The sequence below is a fragment of the Streptomyces sp. NPDC015242 genome, assembly GCF_043079125.1.
In the GTDB taxonomy this organism is placed as follows: domain Bacteria; phylum Actinomycetota; class Actinomycetes; order Streptomycetales; family Streptomycetaceae; genus Streptomyces.
This window is the reverse complement of record NZ_JBIBUF010000005.1, coordinates 129729-147772: the sequence shown is the minus strand read 5'-3', so window position 1 is coordinate 147772 and position 18044 is coordinate 129729. Positions and strand designations below refer to the sequence as shown.

The 18044-nt window shown below is 74.8% G+C and carries 16 protein-coding genes; 11 read left to right on the top strand and 5 right to left on the bottom strand.

Annotated elements, in window-relative coordinates; translation table 11 throughout:
• Positions 1-226 precede the first annotated feature (226 nt).
• The 9 genes from ACF07N_RS18480 to ACF07N_RS18440 all read left to right on the top strand — a co-directional run bounded on the left by ACF07N_RS18480 (position 227) and on the right by ACF07N_RS18440 (position 9037).
• Positions 227-835, top strand: a complete 609-nt coding sequence (locus ACF07N_RS18480) for a D-glycero-alpha-D-manno-heptose-1,7-bisphosphate 7-phosphatase (RefSeq protein ID WP_392113962.1) — start codon at positions 227-229, stop codon at positions 833-835.
• A complete protein-coding gene (locus ACF07N_RS18475; RefSeq protein WP_383338464.1) occupies positions 832-1821 on the top strand; it encodes a glycosyltransferase family 9 protein in 990 nt (329 codons plus the stop codon). The genes ACF07N_RS18480 and ACF07N_RS18475 overlap by 4 nt, the downstream gene beginning before the upstream one ends.
• Positions 1818-2768, top strand: a complete 951-nt coding sequence (locus ACF07N_RS18470; RefSeq protein ID WP_392113959.1) for a glycosyltransferase — start codon at positions 1818-1820, stop codon at positions 2766-2768. Before ACF07N_RS18475 ends, ACF07N_RS18470 begins: the two co-directional genes overlap by 4 nt.
• Positions 2765-3982, top strand: a complete 1218-nt coding sequence (locus tag ACF07N_RS18465; protein ID WP_392113956.1) for a glycosyltransferase — start codon at positions 2765-2767, stop codon at positions 3980-3982. The genes ACF07N_RS18470 and ACF07N_RS18465 overlap by 4 nt, the downstream gene beginning before the upstream one ends.
• Positions 3982-4581, top strand: coding sequence for an SIS domain-containing protein (locus tag ACF07N_RS18460; RefSeq protein WP_383331145.1), 600 nt, complete (start codon positions 3982-3984; stop codon positions 4579-4581). The genes ACF07N_RS18465 and ACF07N_RS18460 overlap by 1 nt, the downstream gene beginning before the upstream one ends.
• 1 nt (position 4582) lies before the next feature.
• On the top strand, positions 4583-5944 hold the full coding sequence (gene rfaE2 / locus ACF07N_RS18455; RefSeq protein WP_392113953.1) for a D-glycero-beta-D-manno-heptose 1-phosphate adenylyltransferase: 1362 nt from the start codon (positions 4583-4585) through the stop codon (positions 5942-5944).
• A 302-nt stretch (positions 5945-6246) separates the two neighbouring features.
• Positions 6247-7245, top strand: coding sequence for a glycosyltransferase family 9 protein (locus ACF07N_RS18450; RefSeq protein ID WP_392113950.1), 999 nt, complete (start codon positions 6247-6249; stop codon positions 7243-7245).
• 17 nt (positions 7246-7262) lie between these two features.
• On the top strand, positions 7263-8144 hold the full coding sequence (locus ACF07N_RS18445) for a glycosyltransferase family 2 protein (protein WP_392113947.1): 882 nt from the start codon (positions 7263-7265) through the stop codon (positions 8142-8144).
• Positions 8141-9037 (top strand): glycosyltransferase family 2 protein, encoded by an 897-nt coding sequence (locus tag ACF07N_RS18440; RefSeq protein WP_392113944.1) that lies wholly within the window; start codon positions 8141-8143, stop codon positions 9035-9037. The genes ACF07N_RS18445 and ACF07N_RS18440 overlap by 4 nt, the downstream gene beginning before the upstream one ends.
• Before the next feature lie 85 nt (positions 9038-9122).
• Here the strand turns inward: ACF07N_RS18440 and ACF07N_RS18435 are convergent, their stop codons facing one another.
• The 4 genes from ACF07N_RS18435 to ACF07N_RS18420 all read right to left on the bottom strand — a co-directional run bounded on the left by ACF07N_RS18435 (position 9123) and on the right by ACF07N_RS18420 (position 13014).
• Positions 9123-9443 (bottom strand): DUF3040 domain-containing protein, encoded by a 321-nt coding sequence (locus tag ACF07N_RS18435; protein ID WP_383331133.1) that lies wholly within the window; start codon positions 9441-9443, stop codon positions 9123-9125.
• Positions 9444-9545: 102 nt separating this feature from the next.
• Positions 9546-10472, bottom strand: a complete 927-nt coding sequence (locus ACF07N_RS18430; protein WP_392113941.1) for a polysaccharide pyruvyl transferase family protein — start codon at positions 10470-10472, stop codon at positions 9546-9548.
• Positions 10473-10533: 61 nt separating this feature from the next.
• Positions 10534-11976, bottom strand: coding sequence for a family 43 glycosylhydrolase (locus ACF07N_RS18425; RefSeq protein WP_392113938.1), 1443 nt, complete (start codon positions 11974-11976; stop codon positions 10534-10536).
• 213 nt (positions 11977-12189) lie between these two features.
• A complete protein-coding gene (locus ACF07N_RS18420; protein ID WP_392113935.1) occupies positions 12190-13014 on the bottom strand; it encodes a class I SAM-dependent methyltransferase in 825 nt (274 codons plus the stop codon).
• A gap of 457 nt (positions 13015-13471) precedes the next feature.
• Between ACF07N_RS18420 and ACF07N_RS18415 the strand changes: the two genes are divergently transcribed.
• Positions 13472-15028, top strand: a complete 1557-nt coding sequence (locus tag ACF07N_RS18415) for a Re/Si-specific NAD(P)(+) transhydrogenase subunit alpha (protein ID WP_392113932.1) — start codon at positions 13472-13474, stop codon at positions 15026-15028.
• Between the two features lie 6 nt (positions 15029-15034).
• Positions 15035-16468 carry a Re/Si-specific NAD(P)(+) transhydrogenase subunit beta gene (pntB, locus tag ACF07N_RS18410; RefSeq protein ID WP_392113929.1) on the top strand — a complete coding sequence of 478 codons (1434 nt, stop codon included), beginning with the start codon at positions 15035-15037 and terminating at the stop codon, positions 16466-16468.
• 71 nt (positions 16469-16539) lie between these two features.
• On the opposite strand, the gene argG is transcribed toward pntB, so the two are convergent.
• Positions 16540-17994 carry an argininosuccinate synthase gene (gene argG, locus ACF07N_RS18405; protein ID WP_392113926.1) on the bottom strand — a complete coding sequence of 485 codons (1455 nt, stop codon included), beginning with the start codon at positions 17992-17994 and terminating at the stop codon, positions 16540-16542.
• Positions 17995-18044 lie beyond the last annotated feature (50 nt).

The following is an 18044-nucleotide window of genomic DNA, read 5'->3' as shown; positions in this document are numbered from 1 at the left end:
GGTGGTCCGCCTGGGCGCCGGCGGTCGGCACGCGCGCACGGCTACAAAGAGCGACAAATCGGTACTTTCGTCACAAGTAGCCATCAAGTGTTTAATTCAGCTCACTCGCGGCACTCGCCAGCACCGTAGTCCTCCCACCCCACGGGAAGGTGCACCCGGCTCATGCGCATCCTCGGTATCAACGCCCTGCTCCCCACGCCCCGGCGTGGCAGGAGGAGGTGACCCTGTGAACCGCGCCCACCCCGTGAAGGCCGTGCTGTTCGACCGGGACGGCACACTCGTCGAGGACGTCCCCTACAACGGCGACCCCGACCTGGTCCGCCCCGTCGCGGGCGCCCGCGAGGCGCTCGCCGGCCTGCGCGAACGCGGCATCGCCACCGGCGTCGTCACCAACCAGTCCGGCGTCGCGCGCGGCCTGCTCACCGAGGCCGACGTCCGCCGCGTCAACCACCGCGTCGACGAACTCCTCGGCCCCTTCGACGTGTTCGCCGTCTGCCCGCACGGCCCCGACGACGGCTGCCGATGCCGCAAGCCGCAGCCGGGCATGGTGCTCTGGGCGGCCGGACGCGTCTGCGCCCACCCCGCCGACGTGGTCGTCATCGGCGACATCGGCGCCGACGTGGAGGCCGCCCGCCGGGCCGGCGCCCACGGCATCCTCGTCCCCAACGCCCAGACCCGCCCCGAGGAGGTCGCGGACGCCGACCACGTCGCCCCCGACCTCACGACCGCCGTCCGCGCCGTGCTCGGCGGAGTGCCGCGGGGCCGCGTCCTGGCCGACGAACGACCCGTCCAGGAGGCCTTCACCAGCGGCCCCGGACACCGGAGGTGCCGGTGAAAGCCCTCGTGACCCGACTCGACAGCTTCGGCGACGTGCTGCTCGCCGGTCCCGCGATCCGCGCCGTCGCCGCCCGCGCCGACACCGTCACCGTGCTGTGCGGACCGCGCGGCGCGCCCGCCGCCCGGCTGCTGCCCGGCGTCGACGACATCCTGGTGTGGGACGCGCCCTGGGTGGGCTTCACACCGCCGCCCGTCGGCCGCGGCGAGGTCGACCAGCTCATCGACACCATCGACGCCGACACCGCGCTGATCCTCACCTCCTTCCACCAGTCGCCGCTGCCCGCCGCCCTGCTGCTGCGCCTGGCCGGCGTCGGCTTCATCGCCGCCGACAGCGAGGACTACCCCGGCTCCCTGCTCGACGTGCGCCACCACCGCGCCCCGCACGCCCACGAGGCCGAGGCCGCCCTCGACCTCGCCGAGGCCGCCGGGTTCCCCGCACCCGACGACGGCCGGCTGCGCGTGCTCGAACCGCCCCCGACCGCAGGCCTCACCGGCCCCGGCCCCTACGTCGTCGTGCACCCCGGGGCCAGCGTCCCCGCCCGCGCCTGGAGCCCCGGGCGCTGCGCCGAGGCGGTGCGCGAACTGGCCGCCGCCGGCCACCGGGTGGTGGTCACCGGCGGCGCGGCGGAGAGCGACCTGACCGCGTTCGTCGCGGGCGAGCAGGCCCTCGACCTCGGCGGCCGCACCGGCGCCGCGGAACTGTCCGGCGTCCTCGCGGGCGCCGACGCCGTCGTCACCGGCAACACCGGCCCCGCCCACCTCGCCGCCGCCGTCGGCACCCCCGTCGTCTCCCTGTTCGCGCCGGTCGTGCCCGCCGAACGCTGGCGGCCCCACGGCGTCCCGTACGTGCTGCTCGGCGACCAGGACGCGCCCTGCGCGGACAGCAGGGCCCGGCACTGCCCCGTGCCCGGCCATCCCTGCCTGGACACCGTCACCGCGCACGACGTGGTCACCGCCGTCGAGAAGCTGCGGGGGGAGACGTGAGGATCCTCCTGTGGCACGTGCACGGCTCATGGACCACCGCCTTCGTGCAGGGCCCGCACACCTACGTCGTCCCCGTCACCCGCGACCGCGGCCCCGACGGCCTCGGCCGCGCCCGCACCTGGGACTGGCCCGGCAGCGTCGTCGAGGTGCCGCCCGAGCGGCTGCGCGACGAGCACATCGACGTCGTCGTCCTGCAGCGCCCGCACGAACTCGGCCTGGTCGACCGGTGGCTGGGCCGCCGCCCGCCGCTGGTGTACCTGGAGCACAACGCCCCGCACGGCGACGTGCCCGACACCCGCCACCCCGCCGCCGGGATCCCCGGCGCCACCCTCGTCCACGTCACGCACTTCAACCGGCTGATGTGGGACGCCGGCCCGACGCCCAGCACGGTCATCGAACACGGCATCGTCGACCCCGGCCCGCTGTGGACCGGGGAGCTGGAGCGCGCCGCCGTCGCCGTCAACGAGCCGCTGCGGCGCGGCCGCACCACCGGCACCGACCTGCTGCCCGTCTTCGCCGAGGCCGCCCCGCTGGACGTCTTCGGCATGGGCACCGACGGCCTGGCCGGCCGGCTCGGCATCCCCGCCGGACGCTGCCGCTCCCACGAGCTCACCCAGGCCGTACTGCACACGCAGATGGCCCGCCGCCGCGTCTACGTGCACCCCGTGCGCTGGACCTCCCTCGGCCTGTCCCTGCTGGAGGCCATGCACCTGGGCATGCCCGTGGTCGCCCTCGCCACCACCGAGGTCACCGAGGCCGTACCGCCCACCGCCGGAGTGGTCTCCAACAAGATCGACGAACTGACCGGCGCCGTACGCGACTTCCTCGCCGACCCGCTCCACGCGCGCACGGCCGGCGAGGCAGCCCGGGCGGCGGCCCTCGCCCGCTACGGGCTGAACCGCTTCCTGGACGACTGGGAGCGGCTGCTGAAGGAGGTGGCCCGATGAGGATCGCCATGGTCTCCGAGCACGCGAGCCCGCTCGCCGCGCTCGGCGGCGTCGACGCCGGCGGCCAGAACGTGTACGTGGCCCGCCTGAGCGAGGAACTCGCCCGGCGCGGCCACGAGGTGACGGTCTACACCCGCCGTGACGCGCCCGGCCTGCCCGACCGGGTGCCGCTGCCCGGCGGCGCCGTCGTCGCGCACGTCCCGGCCGGACCGGCCCGGGCCGTCCCCAAGGACGAACTCTTCCCGTACATGCCCGAGTTCGGCGCCTGGCTGGCCCGTGTCTGGGCCCGTGAGCGGCCGGACGTGGCACACGCCCACTTCTGGATGTCCGGCATGGCGGCCCGGATCGGCGCCCACCCGCACGGCGTGCCCGTCGTCCAGACCTTCCACGCCCTCGGCACCGTCAAGCGCCGCCACCAGGGCCGGCTCGACACCAGCCCGCCCGAACGCGTCGGCGTCGAGCGGCAGATCGGCCGCGGCTGCGCCCGGGTCCTGGCCACCTGCTCCGACGAGGTGCGCGAACTCGCCGAGATGGGCGTGCCGCCGCGGCGGGTGTCCGTCGTGCCCTGCGGGGTGGACGCGGAGCAGTTCCGGCCCGGCGTGCCACCCGGCCGCGTCCCGCCGCGCACCGCACGCCACCGGCTCCTCGCCTGCGGCCGGTTCGTCCCGCGCAAGGGCTACGACCAGGCCATCCAGGCCCTCGCCCGGATCCCGGACGCCGAACTGGTCATCGCCGGCGGTCCCGCCGCCGCACTGCTCGCCGACGACCCCGAGGCCCGGCGGCTGCGGCGCCTCGCCCGGCGCATCGGCGTGGCGGACCGGGTCCTGATGCCCGGCGCGGTCGACCCGGCCGCCATGCCCGCCCTGATCGGCAGCGCCGACCTGGTGCTGTGCACCCCCGCCTACGAGCCGTTCGGCATCGTGCCGCTGGAGGCCATGGCCTGCGGCGTCCCCGTCGTCGCCACTGACGTCGGCGGCCACCGCGACAGTGTCGCCGACGGCACCACGGGCCGGCTCGTCCCGCCGCAGGACCCCGAGGCGGTCGCCGCCGCCGTCCGCGCCCTCCTCGCCGACGACGCGCTGCGCGCACGCTACGGCACCGCCGGCCGCACCCGTGTCCTGACCCACTACACCTGGCAGCGCGTCGCCGGCGGCGTCGAGCAGGTCCACCGCCAGGTCCTCGCCGGACCCGCACAGCAGAAGGAGGTGGCGTGATGACCGTGCACCCGCCCGTCACCGGGCACTGCGACGAACTCCAGGACGCCCTGACCGCGTTCCGCGCCTCGGCGCACCTCACCGAACGGTGGGGCGAGCACCTCGCCGCCGTCCTCACCGGCGGCGGCCGGCTGCTGGCCGCGGGCAACGGCGGCAGCGCCGCCCAGGCCCAGCATCTGACCGCCGAACTCGTCGGCCGTTACCGCGACGACCGGCCGCCGTTCTCCGCGCTCGCCCTGCACGCCGACACCTCCTCCACCACCGCCATCGCCAACGACTACGGCGTGGACGAGGTGTTCGCCCGCCAGGTACGCGCCCACGGCCGCTCCGGCGACGTGCTGATGCTGCTGTCCACCTCCGGCGCCAGCGCCAACCTGCTGTCCGCCGCCGACGCGGCCCGCGCGGCCGGCATCCGGGTGTGGGCCCTCACCGGTCCGGCCCCCAACCCGCTGCTCGCGGGCAGCGACGAGTCCCTGTGCGTCGACGCGCCGGCCGCCGCGACCGTGCAGGAACTCCACCTCGTGGCGGTCCACATGGTGTGCGCGGCGTTCGACGCGGCGGTGGAACGCGGCACCCGGCGGCACGGCGGCGGGAGCTGACATGGAGCGCAAGGCACCGCTGGTGGTGGTCGGCGACGCGCTCCTCGACCGGGACGTCACCGGGCACGCCGAACGGCTCGCGCCCGACGCGCCCGTGCCGGTGGTCGACGACTGCGGGGAGCGGACCCGGCCCGGCGGGGCCGCGCTCGCCGCCTACCTCGCGGCCCGCGACGGCCGGGACGTCACCCTGGTCACCGGCCTGGGCGACGACCCCGCTAGCCGCGAGCTGCGCCGCCTGCTCGAACCCTGGCTCACCCTGGTCCCGCTGCCCTTGACCGGCCCCCTGTCCGAGAAGACCCGTGTCCTCGCGCAGGACCGGCCGGTGGTCCGCCTCGACCGGGGCGCGGGCCGCACCCGCGAGGCCACCGGCGCCGCCCGCGAGCTCGTCCGCCGCGCACCCGCCGTGCTCGTCTCCGACTACGGCCGTGGCACCGCCGACGCCCTGCGCGACGACCTCGCCGCCCGGCCGCCCCTGGTCTGGGACCCGCACCCGCGCGGCGGTGCGCCCGTCCCCGGCACCCGGCTGGTGACCCCCGCGGAGAAGGAGGCCCACGTCCTCGCCCCGCGGGACGGCACCCCGCGCCGGGACCTGCACGCCGCCGCCCACAGCGCCGCAGCCCTCGTCCGGCGGTGGCGGGCCGCCGCCGTCGCGGTCACCCTCGGCGCGCGCGGCGCCCTGCTCTCCTACGGCGAGCACCCGCTGCTCGTCCCCGCGCCCGCCGGCCACCCCGGCGACAGCTGCGGGGCCGGCGACCGGTTCGCCGCCACGGCGGCCGGACTGCTCGCCGACGGCGTCCTGGTCGCCGAGGCGGTGGAAGGCGCCGTGACCGCCGCGAGCGCCTTCGTCGCGGCCGGCGGCGCAGCCGCCGTGCCGGCCACCGACACCCCCCGTGTCCCTCCGCCCGACGACGACCCCCACGCGCTGGCCGCCCGGGTCCGCTCGGCGCACGGCACCGTCGTCGCCGCCGGCGGCTGCTTCGACCTGCTGCACGCGGGCCACGTCGGCCTCCTCCAGGCCGCCCGGCGGCTCGGCGACTGCCTGGTGGTGTGCGTCAACTCCGACGCCTCGGTGCGGCGCCGCAAGGGCGACGGGCGCCCCGTCAACCCGCTCGCCGACCGGGTCCGCGTCCTGCGCGCCCTGGCCTGCGTCGACGCGGTCGCCGTGTTCGACGAGGACACCCCCGAGCGCCTCCTGGCCGGCCTGCGGCCCGACGTCTGGGTCAAGGGCGGCGACTACGCGGCCGCCGACCTCCCGGAGGCCGCCCTGCTGGAGCGCTGGGGCGGCCAGGCGGTCCTGCTGCCCTATCTCGACGGCCGCTCCTCGACGGCCCTGATGGAGCGGGCGGCGGAAGGAGCACGATGACGCACCCGATGAGCCGGGCCACGGGAGCGGACCCCGGCGAACCACGGCAGGCTGCTGCCATGACATCCGCCCTGCCGCCCGACGCGGCGCCTGACGCGGTGCCCGCCCAGGTGCCTACCCCGGTGCCCGATCCGCCGTCTGCCCGGGCGGCTGCCCCGGTGCCTGATGCGGTGCCCGATCCGCCGTCTGCCCGGGCGGCTGCCCAGGTGCCTGATGCGGTGCCCGATCCGCCGTCTGCCCGGGCGGCTGCCCAGGTGCCTGATGCGGTGCCCGATCCGCCGTCTGCCCGGGCTCCTGCCCTGGTGCCCCATGCGGCGCCGGCCCCGACGCCCGCCCCACCACCCGCCCCGGCGCCGCCCCGCCTCCTCGTTCTGCGTGCCCTGGGGCTCGGTGACCTGCTCGCCGGTGTGCCCGCCCTGCGGGCCCTGCGCCGGGCGTACCCGCGCCACGAACTCGTCCTGGCCGCGCCCGCCGAGCTCGCACCGGTCGCCGCGGCGACGGGCGCCGTGGACCGGCTGCTGCCCGCCGCCGCCCCGGGGCGCGCGGTGCCGCGCTCGCTCGACTGGACCGGACCGCCCCCGGACGTCGCCGTCGACCTGCACGGCAACGGCCCGCCCAGCCACCGGCTGCTGATGGACCTGCGTCCGCTGAAGCTGCTCGCCTTCGCCCACCCGGACACCCCGGAGGTCGACGGCCCGCCCTGGTACGCCGACGAACACGAGCGCGACCGCTGGTGCCGGCTGCTGCGGGCGTACGGCATCGAAGCCGACCCCGCCGACCTCCACCTGCCCCGCCCGGGCAGCGCCTCCCCGGCACCCGGCGCGGCCGTGCTGCACCCCGGCGCCGGATCCCCCGCCCGCTGCTGGCCGGTGGAGCGCTACGCCGCCGTCGCGACGGAACTGCGCGCCCGGGGCCTCCGGGTCGTCGTCACCGGCGGCCCCGACGAAGGCGACCTCGTGGCCCGGCTCGCCAAGCAGGCCGGGCTGCCCGACACGGACGTCTTCGGCGGCGGGCTGCCCTTCGGCCGGCTGTCCGCGCTCGTCGCCGACGCACAGGTCGTGATCAGCGGCGACACCGGCATCGCCCACCTCGCGGTCGCCCACGCCACGCGCTCCGTCACCCTCTTCGGGCCGGTCGCGCCGAGCCGCTGGGGCCCGCCGCCCGGCCCGCGCCACCGCGCGCTGTGGTACGGCCCGGAGGGCGACCCGCACGGCCGCCGCACCGACCCCGCGCTGCTGCGTGTCACCGTCGACGACGTCCTCGACGCCGTCGACGCGCTGCCCGGCATCCGGCATCCGTGAGGAGGGGACACCGCACCATGGCCATCGCGCGCCCGGACCCGGGCCCCGTCGGCATCGTCATCGCCACCCGCAACCGCTCCGCCACGCTCGCCGAGGCCTTGCAGCGGCTGCGCGCCCTCCCGGAGCGCCCCGAGATCCTCGTCGTCGACAACGCCTCCACCGACGACACCCGCACGCGGCTCGCCCGCGACTTCCCGGACGTCCGCGTCCTGGCGCTGCCGCTGAACCACGGCGCCCTCGCCCGCACCCACGGCGCCCGGCTCCTGGACACGCCGTACGTGGCGTTCAGCGACGACGACTCCTGGTGGGCGCCCGGCGCCCTGGACACCGCCGTCCGCCTCTTCGAGGACCATCCACGCCTCGGCCTGATCGCCGCCCGCACCCTGGTCGGCCCCGCCGCCGACCCCGACCCCCTCAACGAGGTGCTGGCCGGCTCGCCCCTCGGGCGGGTCGACGACCTTCCGGGCACCCAGGTCCTCGGCTTCCTCGCCTGCGCCTCCGTGGTCCGCCGCACCGCCTACCTCGACGCGGGCGGCTTCCACCGCCTGCTGTTCTTCGGCGGCGAGGAGACCCTCCTCGCCTACGACCTGGCCGCCCGCGGCTGGGGCGTCACCCACTGCCCGGACGTCGTCGCCCACCACCATCCCGCACCCGCGCCCCGCACCGGCCGCCCGGTCGTCCAGCGCCGCAACGAACTGCTCACCGCCTGGCTGCGCCGCCCCGTGCCGTACGCCCTCGCCCGCACCCGCGAACTCGCCGCCGAGGCCCGGCACGACGACCACGCCCGGCGCGCGCTGCGCGGCACGCTGGTCCGGCTGCCCGCCGCGCTGCGCGAGCGCAGGCCCCTGCCGCCGCACGTCGAGCGGGCCGCGCGCCTGCTGGAGGGAGTGTCCGCGTGACCGATCACCGCACCACCGTCGTGGTCATCACCCACAACCGGCGCCAGGAGCTGCTGCGCACGCTCGACCGTCTCGCCGAACTGCCCGAGCGGCCGCCGGTGATCGTCACCGACAACGGTTCCACGGACGGCACCGCCGACGCCGTGGCCCGCCACCACCCGTGGGTACGGCTGCTGCGGCCCGGCCGCAACCTGGGCGCCGTCGGCCGCAACCTGGCGATCCGGCAGGTCACCACGCCCTACGTCGCGTTCTGCGACGACGACTCCTGGTGGGCGCCCGGCGCGCTGGCCGGGGCCGCCGACCTGCTGGACCGGCATCCGGCGCTGGGGTCCGTCACGGCGCGGATCGTCGTCGAACCCGGCGGCACCGACGACCCGATCGTCGAGGAACTGCGCAACTCGCCCGTCCCCGGGCCGAGCTGGCTGCCCGGTCCCGCGCTCGGCTCGTTCCTGGCCGCCGCGACCGTGCTGCGCGCCGACGCCTTCCGGGCCGCCGGCGGTTTCCATCCCCGGCTGTGGCTGGGCGGCGAGGAGGAGCTGCTCGCGGCGGACCTGGCGGCCGACGGCTGGTGGCTGACGTACGCCGACCACCTGGCGGTGCACCACCACCCCTCGGTGGCCCGGGACGCGACCCTGCGCCGCTCCCACGGCATCCGCAACACCCTGTGGTTCACCTGGCTGCGCCGCCCGGCCGGACCCGCCCTGCGGCGGACCGCCCACCTGGCCCGCACGGTGCCGCGTGACACGGCGTCCCTGCGCGCGTTCGCCGAGGCGGCGGCCGCCCTGCCCTGGGTGCTGCGCGAACGCCGGGTCCTGCCCCGTGAGGTGGAGTCCCGGCTGCGTCTGCTGGAACCGGCCCAGCGCGCCTCGAAGGCCCGCCGCTACCTGGGCTGAGGCCGTACCGCGGCGGCCGGCGACGTGCCGTCGCCCGGGGCCGTCCCGCGGTGCCTCAGCCGCCGCGTCGGCGTCCCGCCGCGCCTCAGCCGCCGCACCAGCGGCACATCAGCCGGAACCCGGCGAACAGCGTCAGGGGCCACAGGGCGGCGAACGCCCAGATCACGGCGGGCTCGGAGGTGACCATCCCGGCCACCATCAGACCCGTCGACACCGCGAACAGCACCGCCACGGTCAGCACGCGGGGCCGGTAGGCGGCGAGCCGGGCCAGCACCCCGGCCGGATCCGGGCGGCGGCCCGGCCGCAGGGTGCGCATGCGCCGGTCCAGACGGCGGTCGCGGCGCAGGACGCGCTCCATCTCGTCGAGGATGCGCTGCTCGTGATCGGGGAGTCGGCCGATGGACACGCGGTTCTCCTTCCGGGCGGCCGGACCGTGGTTCCTCCCGGGACGCGCGGCGGCGACGTACGGCGGGGGACTGACCAGCGGGTGCCCCGCGGGGCCGGGAAGCTAACCGGGAACCGGCCGCGCCAGCGCCTCGACGAGCCGGTCCGCGCTGTCCGGCGCGACGCCCTCGCGGAACGCGTCCCGGATCTGCCGGGCGGTCACCCGCCCGCCGGTCAGGCACCAGTCCCACCAACGGTCCAGCTGCCGCACACCGAGCCGCTCGGCGGGTACCAGCGCGGGCCAGCCGCAGGCCCGGGCCTGCGCGCTCATCTTGGCGCCGCCCGCGACCGGGTCGACGGCGAGCACCGGGGTGCCCACCCGCAGCGCGATCACCAGTCCGTGCAGCCGGTCGGTGACCACCAGGTCGAGACGGGCCAGCACCGACTGCAGCTGCGCGGGCGTGGCGCTGAGGTGCCAGTCGTGGGTGTCGAGCCGGGTCTCCAGCTCCAGCCGGGCGCAGTCCTTCGCGGCGAGCCAGCGCGTCACCTCCTCGGCGACCTGCCCGTGCCGCCGCAGCTGCCCGTACTCCTCCTGCCCGTGCGTCAGGATCACCCCGACCACCGGACGGGCGGGCACCTCGGGGGCGCGGGCGGCCAGGTCCTCCACCGGCTCGCTGTCCGGCGCGTCCCGGGGCAGCACCCGGTGGAAGCCGGTCACGGCGGCACTGGCGGGGTCGATCACCGAGGTGCCGACGGCGATCCGCACGCAGTGCGCGAACCGCCGGTGCAACTCCTCGACCTGCGGCCCGTGCAGCGGGCCGCAGACGAAGACCAGGTGGCTGTAGTCCCCGGGCCACAGCCGGTCCAGATGCAGGGCCTCCGGCCGGAAGCCGGGACTCCAGGCGATGTCGTAGGGGATGCCCGTGCCCCGCAGTACGTCCTCGACCCGGCGCAGGGCCAGCACGTCCCCGGCGGTGGCCTCCCCGTCCCGGAAGCTGAACCACCCGGTGAGCAGCACTCTGCGCGGTCGCTTGCCCTCTCGTGTCTGCACACGCCCTGAGTGCCCGCCCACCGGGAGGACAATCAGGGCATTACGCGCATATCGCAGGACGTCACTGGGCGTAGAAGGTGGCGTCCGCCCGGCCGGTGGCCGTGCTCACCGCCTGCACGTGCAGCAAGTACTCCCAGTGCCGCACGTACCGCCCCGGGTGGCTGTACGACTCGAACGAGACGCCCGCGGGGTCGGCGAGCCCGGCGCGCCGGTGGAAGGTGGCGTCGGCGGCGAACTGCGCGCTTCCGTCGTTCCGCTGCAGCCACACCTCGAACTCGTCGTGCCGCAGGTAGTACCCGGGGAAGTTCGCCGACTCCAGCGAGACGGTGCCGCCGCCGGCGAGACCGGGCACGACCCGGAACTGCGAGTCGGCGAGCTTGGTCACGTTCGCCTCGATCCGGGCCCGGTAGTCGTAGTGCCGCACGAACCGGTCAGGGAAGTTGTACGAGGAGAAGCGCTGCGGGGTGACCCCGTCGGCCACGGGGATGCCGAAGTTCGGGGTGCCGTCGGCGTTCCAGTACACCTTCTGCACGCGGGTGCGGCGGTTGGGGTCGTCGAGCGGGTCCCCGCTGATGTCCTTGTAGCTGCGGTCGTGGTAGACGAGGATGTCGCTCCTGCCGTCCTCGGAGACCGTGAAGGAGTTGTGGCCCGGCCCGTACTGGCCGGTCGCGGCGCTGCTGGCGAAGACGGGGGTGGGGCTCTTGCTCCAGGACGCCTGGCTGAGCAGGTTCGCGCTCGCGGACGCGGTGAGCATGCCGAGGCAGTAGTTGCTGTCGGTGGCGCTCGCGGAGTACGTCATGAACACCTTGCCGCCGCGCTGGATGACGGCCGGGCCCTCGTTGACCTTGTAGCCGACGGTCTCCCAGGAGTAGGTGGGCCGCGACAGCATCACCGGAGTCCCGGTGATGGTCCATGGGTTGGCCATCCGGGCCAGGTAGAGGTCGGTGTTGTTGTTCACGGACGGGTCGCGCTGTGCCCAGGCCAGGTAGCGCACGCCGTTCACGACGAAGGTCGTGGCGTCCAGGGAGAAACTCTCCCACTGGGTCCTGATCTGGCCCTTCTCCGTCCAGGCCGCGGTGAGGGGGTTGGCGCCGGTGCCCTCCAGGACGTACATCCGGATCGCCCAGACGTCGTCGGTGGCGCCCGCGGCGAAGTACACGTACCACTTGCCGTCGATGAAGTGGATCTCCGGCGCCCAGATGTGCGCGCCCATCACGCCACTGGCGTGCCTGGTCCAGATCGTCGTCTCCGGCGCCGACTTCAGCCCCTGGACGGTGGTGGCCCGGCGCAGCACGATGCGGTCGTACTCCGGGACGGTCGCGGTGAAGTAGTAGTAGCCGTCGGTGTGCTTGAAGATGTGCGGGTCGGCGCGCTTCTCCGCGAGCGGGTTGGTGTACGTGACGGCGGGGGAGTCGGGCACGGCGGCCTGTGCGGGCGCGCCCGCGAGACAGGTCGCCAGGGCGACGAGGACCGCCAGGAGCAGCCGTACTGCTGTGCGTCTCAAGGGAGTTCTCCGTGGGCTGGAGGGGAGGAGACCGGCTCTGTCCGAGATGCCGAACGTGGTTCGTGAATTCGGCCATGAACGCGGTCAGAAGATAGGGGGAGCCCTCACCCTCGTCAACGGTTCGGACGCGGGACGGCCGCGCGGCGGGCGGCGGCCCGCCCCGCGGCCGGTCGCCGGTGACCCGGTCACCGGCCGGTCGTCGCCCGGGTCCGGTCAGCCGGGGAAGCGGGCCGTGCCCGTCAGCACGCGGACGTCCAGGTCGGTGACCCCGCCCGCGGTCAGCCGTGCGGTGAACTCGGCCCGCACCCGCGCCACGGCGTCCGGTGCCAGGCCGTCCAGCATCCGGCGCGTCCCGCTGCCGGTGGCCAGCGTCCAGGCCGTGTCCGGGGACAGCGGGGCGTCGAACCGCCGCCGGGTGACCTGCGGCGCGTCTCCGCCGAGGTCCGTGAGCCAGGCCGCGAGGGTGGCCGGGCTGTCGATCCGGGCCAGTTGGTCCCGCTGCGGCGGCCGGGGCACGGGGCGCTCGGTCTCGACGGCGCCCACGAGCGCCGACTGCCAGCCGCCGAGCGCCCCCTTCTCCCAGACGGTCACGACGAACCGGCCGCCGGGGCGCAGTTTCCGCGTCAGGGCGGCGGAGTCCCGGTCCATGTCGGGGAAGAAGAACACGCCGAGCGCGCACTGCACGACGTCGTAACCGGCCCCGCGCGCGGACCAGGAGGTGACGTCGTGCCGGTGGAAGCGGAGGTGCTCCAGGCCCGCCTCGCGCGCCCGGCGCTCACCGATCGCCAGCAGCCCGGCCGCGAGGTCGACAGCGTCCACCCGGCCCCCGGGCCCGACGGCGCGTGCGGCCGGCAGCGCCGAGGCCCCGGCCCCGCAACAGGCGTCCAGCACCGACTCCCCGCCGGCCGGGGCGGCAACGGCGGCGGTGGCCTCGCCGATCGGGTCCCACAGCACCGGCGACCACCGGTGGAACTCCTCCGCTCCCGCGCTGAAGACGTCCCCGACGGTGTTCTCTCCCGCGCTCTCTCCGGTGGTCACCCGCACCCGCCCCCTCGTCCGTTGGGCCGCCGAGTCTAGGTCCGGCGGCTCAGTCCCGCACGGTGATTCCCGCGGGGCAGGGCGAGCCGGACGGTGGGACGCGGCGGCCCGAGGCCGGCGCCCGCGCGCCGCGCAGACACCCGACGGAGGGGACTGTACCCGGTCGCCGACCAGCCCTACGGACAGCGCGGCGGCCGGCTCGCCGCCCCCTTCGGCCACCTGTGGATGATCTCCCAGCCCCTTGAGGAGCTCACCCCGGAACAGATCCAGGAGCGCACGACCAGGATGTTCTCGTCCTGTGGGGCACTTACCGCCGAACGTCCCTCACGGCAACCCCCCGGTCGTGTGAGGACGACCTCTCCGGCCGTGTGACCACGGTCCGCCACGGAAGCCGCGTCGAAGGTGCAGGATGCGGGCACCAAGGAGGACAGGCACACGAAGACGGGAGAGGCAGACGATGGCCCCAGCGGAACCAGAACCCCAGAGGATCGGCGTCCCGGCCGAATCCACTGCGGGCGAGACCAGGGCGGCGGCGACACCCGCCACCGTGGGGAGACTTGTCGCGCTCGGGTACGACGTGGTGGTCGAACCGGGAGCGGGAGCCTCGTCCCGCTTCTCCGACGCCGCGTACGAGGAGGCGGGTGCGCGGCTCGGCGACCCGTGGGCGGCCGAGATCGTCCTGAAGGTCAACGCCCCCTCGGCCGAGGAGACCGGCAGGCTCCGTGACGGCGCCACGCTGATCGCGCTGATCGGCCCGGCCCACAACCCGGAGCTGGTCGAGGAACTGGCCCGGCGGCCGATCACCGTGCTCGCCATGGACGCCGTGCCGCGCATCTCGCGCGCCCAGTCCCTGGACGTGCTCAGCTCGATGGCGAACATCGCCGGCTACCGGGCCGTGGTCGAGGCGGCGCACGCCTTCGGCCGCTTCTTCACCGGGCAGGTGACCGCCGCGGGCAAGGTGCCGCCCGCCAAGGTCCTGGTGGCCGGCGCGGGCGTGGCCGGGCTCGCGGCGATCGGCGCGGCCCGCAGCCTCGGCGCCGTGGTCCGCGCCACGGACCCCCGGCCCGAGGTCGCCGAGCAGGTCCGTTCCCTCGGCGGCGAGTTCCTGACGGTCTCCGACGAGCAGGAGGTCAGCACCGACGGCTACGCCAAGGCCACTTCCGAGGATTACGACCGGCTCGCCGCGCAGCTGTACGCCGAGCAGGCCGCCGACGTCGACATCATCATCACCACCGCGCTCATCCCGGGCCGCCCGGCGCCGCGGCTGATCACCGCCGAGCACGTGGCGCGCATGAAGCCCGGCAGCGTCATCGTCGACATGGCCGCGGCCCAGGGCGGCAACGTCGAGGGCACGGTCCCCGGCAAGGCAGTCGTCACCGGCAACGACGTGACGATCATCGGCTACACCGATCTGCCCGGCCGGCTCCCGGCCCAGGCCTCGCAGCTGTACGGCACCAACATCGTCAACCTGATGAAGCTGCTCACGCCCGGCAAGGACGGCCGGCTGGTCCTCGACTTCGACGACGTGGTGCAGCGTTCGATCACCGTGGTCCGCGAGGGCGAGAAGACCTGGCCGCCGCCCCCGGTGCAGGTGTCCGCCGCCCCGGCCCCCGCCGCCGCGAAGGACACGGCGGCCGCCGCCCCCGAGGCGACGGCGAAGCCCGCCCGGCCCGCGTGGGCCTCCTACGCCCTCGTCGCCGCCGGGGCGCTCGCGCTGTTCCTCGTGACGGCCTTCTCCCCGAGCGAACTCCTCGGCCACTTCACGGTGTTCGTCCTGGCGATCGTCATCGGCTTCTACGTCATCGGCAATGTGCACCACGCCCTGCACACCCCGCTGATGTCGGTCACCAACGCCATCTCGGGCATCGTCGTGGTCGGCGCGCTGCTGCAGATCGGGCAGGGCGACACGGCCGTCACCGTGCTGTCGTTCGCCGCGATCCTGCTGGCGAGCATCAACATCTTCGGCGGTTTCGCCGTCACGCGCCGCATGCTCGGCATGTTCTCGAAGGGCTGATCAGGGATGACCACAGACACGGCCGCACAGGCCGCCTACGTCGTCGCGGCGCTGTTGTTCATCCTCAGCCTCGCCGGCCTCTCGCAGCACCGCACCTCCCGCGCCGGCGTCGTCTGGGGCATCGCCGGGATGGTCGTCGCGCTGGCCGCGACGGTCGGACTCGCCTCCCGGAGCATCAGCGCCACCGGGCTGGTGCTGATCGCCGTCGCCACCGCCGTCGGCGCGGGCATCGGGCTCTGGCGTGCCAAGGTCGTCGAGATGACCGGCATGCCCGAGCTGATCGCCATCATGCACAGCCTCGTCGGCCTGGCCGCCACGCTCGTCGGCTGGAACGGCTACCTCGACGTCGACGCCGAGCTGTCCGGCTCCCTGCTCGGCATCCACCACGCCGAGGTGTTCATCGGCGTGTTCATCGGCGCCGTCACCTTCACCGGCTCGGTCGTCGCCTACCTGAAGCTGTCGGCGCGCATCCCCTCCGCGCCGCTGACGCTGCCCGGCAAGCACGTGCTGAACATCGGCGCGCTGGTCGCCTTCCTGGGGCTGACCATCGCGTTCGTGGCCCGTCCGGACATGGGCCTGCTCATCGCGGTCACCGTGATCGCCCTCGCCCTCGGCGCGCACCTGGTCGCCTCCATCGGCGGCGGTGACATGCCGGTCGTGGTCTCCATGCTGAACAGCTACTCGGGCTGGGCGGCGGCCGCCTCGGGCTTCCTGCTCTCCAACAACCTGCTCATCGTCACCGGCGCGCTGGTCGGCTCCTCCGGTGCGTACCTGTCGTACATCATGTGCAAGGCGATGAACCGGTCGTTCATCTCGGTGATCGCCGGCGGCTTCGGCACTCCCGCCGCCGCGTCCGACGAGGGCGAGCAGGGCGAGCACCGGGAGATCAGCGCCGAGGAGACCGCGGAACTCCTGCGCGACGCCTCCTCGGTGATCATCACCCCGGGCTATGGCATGGCCGTCGCCCAGGCCCAGTACCCGGTCGCCGAACTCGCCCGCAAGCTGCGCGAGCGGGGCGTCGAGGTGCGCTTCGGCATCCACCCGGTGGCCGGCCGGCTGCCCGGCCACATGAACGTGCTGCTCGCCGAGGCGAACGTGCCGTACGACATCGTCCTGGAGATGGACGAGATCAACGACGACTTCGCCGCGACCTCGGTCGTGCTGGTCATCGGCGCCAACGACACGGTCAACCCGGCCGCCACGGACAACCCGTCCAGTCCCATCGCGGGCATGCCGGTGCTGCACGTGTGGGAGGCGGCGAACGTGGTCGTCTTCAAGCGGTCGATGGCCGCTGGGTACGCGGGCGTGCAGAACCCGCTGTTCTTCCGCGAGAACACCCAGATGCTGTTCGGCGACGCCAAGCAGCGGGTGGAGGACATCCTGCGCGGCCTGGACGCCCTGGACACCCCCGTCCGGGAGATGGCGGGCACGTCCCGCTGAACCACCGGGCACGGACACGGGAAGGCCGGCTCGACACCGTCGAGCCGGCCTTCCCGTGTCCGTCCGTGCGGTCAGTCCGTGCCGGACTCCATCGCCGCCCGGTCCAGCCAGGCGTCCTCCTCCGAGACCTCGCCGCGGGAGGCGATGGCCTCGGCGCCGCCCTCGGGCAGCTCCGGCATGGTGCCGATCAGACCGGTCGCGGCGGCCTGGGAGGCGCCGATGGTGGGGCTGCCGGTGCCGATCAGGCCGATGCCGGCGTACTGCTCCAGCTTGGCGCGCGAGTCGGCGATGTCCAGGTTGCGCATGGTGAGCTGGCCGATCCGGTCCACCGGGCCGAACGCGGAGTCCTCGGTGCGCTCCATGGACAGCTTGTCCGGGTGGTAGCTGAACGCGGGGCCGGTGGTGTCGAGGATCGAGTAGTCCTCGCCGCGCCGCAGCCGCAGCGTCACCTCGCCGGTGACGGCGGCCCCGACCCAGCGCTGGAGCGACTCGCGGATCATCAGCGCCTGCGGGTCCAGCCAGCGGCCCTCGTACATCAGCCGGCCGAGCCGCCGGCCCTCGGTGTGGTACTGGGCGAGGGTGTCCTCGTTGTGGATCGCGTTGACCAGCCGCTCGTACGCGGCGTGCAGCAGGGCCATGCCCGGGGCCTCGTAGATGCCTCGGCTCTTCGCCTCGATGATCCGGTTCTCGATCTGGTCGGACATGCCCAGGCCGTGCCGGCCGCCGATGGCGTTGGCCTCCATGACCAGGTCGACGGCGGTGGCGAACTCCTTGCCGTTGATCGACACCGGGCGGCCCTGGTCGAAGCCGATCGTCACGTCCTCGGTGGCGATCTCGACCTCGGGGTCCCAGAACTTCACGCCCATGATGGGCTCGACCGTCTCGATGCCGGTGTCCAGGTGCTCCAGGGTCTTGGCCTCGTGCGTGGCGCCCCAGATGTTGGCGTCGGTGGAGTACGCCTTCTCCGTGGAGTCCCGGTAGGGCAGCCCGTGGGCGAGCAGCCACTCGGACATCTCCTTGCGGCCACCCAGCTCGGTCACGAACGCCGCGTCCAGCCAGGGCTTGTAGATCCTCAGGTGCGGGTTGGCGAGCAGGCCGTAGCGGTAGAACCGCTCGATGTCGTTGCCCTTGAAGGTCGAGCCGTCGCCCCAGATCTGGACGTCGTCCTCCAGCATCGCCCGCACCAGGAGCGTGCCGGTGACGGCCCGGCCGAGCGGGGTGGTGTTGAAGTAGGCCCGCCCGCCCGAGCGGATGTGGAACGCGCCGCAGGTCAGCGCGGCCAGGCCCTCCTCGACCAGCGCGGCCCGGCAGTCGACCAGACGCGCGATCTCGGCCCCGTAGGTCTGGGCGCGGCCGGGCACCGAGGCGATGTCGGGCTCGTCGTACTGGCCGATGTCGGCGGTGTAGGTGCACGGGACGGCGCCCTTGTCGCGCATCCACGCGACCGCGACGGACGTGTCGAGGCCGCCCGAGAAGGCGATGCCGACGCGCTCGCCGGCGGGCAGGGAGGTGAGGACCTTGGACATAGAAAGAGTATGTCTCACTTTGCATATTCATGCAAGCGGGGTATGCGGAA